We start from the raw sequence: 2,784 nt of genomic DNA, 5'->3' as shown, positions 1-2,784 counted from the left end.
GGCAGACCACACACCTGCGACAGCACCATGCGCAGCGGGCCGCCGTGGCTGACCACGACCGTCGGCGGAGGGTCGTCGTCGTCCAGCAGTCGATCCAGCGCGCGTGCGATGCGCCGTTCGAAGTGGCCCCAGCTCTCGCCATGCGGCGGCGGGAATGCGTGCGGATCTGCGTGGAACGCGGCCAACGCCTCTTCCGGCAGGTCGAACAACGATTGGCCGTCCCAGTCGCCGAAATCCAGCTCTTCCCACTCCTCGTCCGCCTCCACGTCCAGCGCGCGCGGTGTGGCCAATGCCATCGCCGTATGCAACGAGCGCAGGCGCGGCGAACTGATCACCCGTTCCCACGATTGTCCGGCATAGGCATCGACCAGCTCCTGCGGCAGGCGGGCCAGCTGCGGCGGATCGCTGCGGCCATCGAGGAACTCATCGCGACCGTTGCCGGCATGGCGGACCAGGTCGAGGATCATGCGCGTGCCCAGTCAGGGCGGCGCGGGAACAGCGGAAAACAGACGGACATCGGCAACGGCACCACGATAATTCGAGCTGCATTCTAGGCGCTGGCGCAGGTCTGCTGCACCGTGCAGGTGCATCCGCGCCTCTTCAGTCGTGCAGGTTCGACGCTACGGGCCGGCCGCGATGCCGTAGACTGCGCGCACTTCCAGGTGACCTGCGGCCCTGCCGGCAGGTTGAAACGGGAAGCCGGTGACGCGTGACAACACGCCATGCCGGCGCTGCCCCCGCAACGGTAAGCACGTCAGTTCCAGGCAACCCGCCACTGTGCCGCAGGCATGGGAAGGCGCCTGGACGGTGGCCTCGGGCCACCCGGCGGCGAGCCCGGAGACCGGCCCGGAAGCCTCAGGTCGCGATGCGGTGGGCATGGCGCTGGTTGTCCGCGGCGATGGCCGCGGCATCGGCGCGTGCCTGCCTGTCGTGACTCCTCCCCTTCGCTGCGCGGGCGTGCGCGGCACCTGGAGTCCCCCGATGAAACTGCAGTCCCGAATGCTGTCCCTGGCCGTGCTGGCCGCGCTTCCTGCATTGGCCCTGGCCGATGATGGTGCCGCCGACCTCGACCAGGTGCTGGTCACCGCTACCCGTACTCCGATCGCCCTGCAGGACAGCATTGCGCCTGCGCAGGTGATCGACCGCGCGCAGATCGAATCCAGCCAGGCCACCTCCCTGCAGGAACTGCTGCAGGGCCGCGCCGGCATCAACCTGACCAACGCCGGTGGCCTGGGCAAGCAGAGCTCGCTGTTCCTGCGTGGCACCAATTCCTCGCACACCGTGGTGCTGGTCGATGGCGTGCGCATCAACAGCGCCGACCTTGGCCTGGCGATGTACCAGGATCTGCCGCTGGCACAGATCGAGCGCGTGGAAATCGTGCGCGGCCCGCAGTCCAGCCTGTACGGTGCCGACGCCATCGGCGGTGTGATCCAGATTTTCACCCGCCGCAACCAGGGCGATTTCGCTCCGCACTTCCAGCTGGGCGGCGGCAGCAATGGCCTGCGTGAAGCCAGCGGCGGCATCGGTGGCGGCACCGAACGCGGCTGGTTCGGCGCCGACATCGCCTACCAGCATTCGGACGGCATCGATGCCTGCCGCGGTTCGGCCACGCTGTTTGCCGGCTGCTTTGCCGATGAACCCGACCGCGATGGCTACCGCAACCTGTCCAAGAGCCTGCGCGGTGGTTACAACCTGAGCGACCAGTGGACCGTGGAAGGCAGCGCCCTGCGTGCCGACGGCAAGAACCACTACGACGGCTACTACAACTACTCCGAGACCCGCCAGCAGGTGCTGGCCGGCAAGGTGCGCTACACCCCGTCCGAGCAGTTGACGCTGACCGCCAACGTCGGCCGCAGCGACAACGAGTCCGACAACTTCGGTGATTTCGGTGCACGCGGCAGCGCGCAGACGCACCGCGACAGCGCTTCGCTGCAGGCCGACATCGGTGTTGCCGAAGGCCAGCTGCTCAGCACCGGCGTGGACTGGAGCGAAGACAACCTGGATGGCAGCAGCGCCGGTTACCTGGTCGACAGCCGCCGCAACACCGGCGTATTCCTGCAGTACCAAGCGCGCTTCGGCCGTCACCAGCTGCAGGCCAGCGCACGCAATGATGACAACCAGCAGTTCGGCAACCACGCCACCGGCAGCCTCGGCTGGGCGATGGAGCTGGGCCACGGCCTGCGCGTCAACGCCAGCTATGGCACCGCGTTCAAGGCACCGACCTTCAGCGACCTGTATGACCCGTGGAGCGGCGTGCCGACGCTGGACCCGGAGAAGTCCAAGAGTGCCAACCTCGGTATCTCGCAGCAGGGCCAGGGCTGGCGCTGGGGCCTGGACGTTTACGAAACCCGCATCGATGACCTGATCACCTACGACGCGGCCACCTTCCGCATGCAGCAGGTCGAAAAGGCACGCATCCGCGGTGCCGAACTGACCGGCGGCGCCACTGTGGCCGGCTTCGACATCAACGCGCAGCTGAGCTTCACCGACCCGCGCAACCGCACCAACGGCAGCGCGCAGTTCGACAACTGGCTGGCCCGCCGTGCGCAGCAGACCGCGCGCCTGGACATCGACCGCCATTTCGGTGATTTCCGCACCGGCCTGACCGTGCAGGGCGCGGGCAAGCGCTTTGACGATGCCGCCAACGCGGTGAAGGTCGGCGGCTACGGCACGCTGGATCTGCGCGCCGAATACGCACTGACCCCGGCATGGTCGGTGCTGGCGCGGGTGGCCAATGTATTCGACCGCACGCGAGAAGCTGCGCAGCTGCAGCATCAGCAACGT

Annotated in this window: 2 protein-coding genes and 1 riboswitch; of the genes, one reads left to right on the top strand and one right to left on the bottom strand. The window is 67.7% G+C overall.

What is annotated here, in order from left to right:
- A partial coding sequence (locus AB4Y84_RS18505; protein ID WP_442250621.1) for a histidine phosphatase family protein occupies positions 1–467 on the bottom strand: 467 nt, incomplete at its 3' end.
- Positions 468–643: 176 nt separating this feature from the next.
- A riboswitch (cobalamin riboswitch) is annotated at positions 644–864 on the top strand.
- Between the two features lie 117 nt (positions 865–981).
- On the opposite strand from AB4Y84_RS18505, the gene AB4Y84_RS18500 reads away from it, so the two are divergent.
- Positions 982–2,784 (top strand): TonB-dependent receptor domain-containing protein (locus AB4Y84_RS18500; protein ID WP_442250620.1); only part of this gene is annotated, 1,803 nt, incomplete at its 3' end.

It is taken from the genome of Stenotrophomonas sp. 2YAF22 (genome assembly GCF_052114665.1).
Lineage (GTDB): Bacteria > Pseudomonadota > Gammaproteobacteria > Xanthomonadales > Xanthomonadaceae > Stenotrophomonas > Stenotrophomonas indicatrix.
This window is presented reverse-complemented; position numbering and strand designations above follow the sequence as displayed.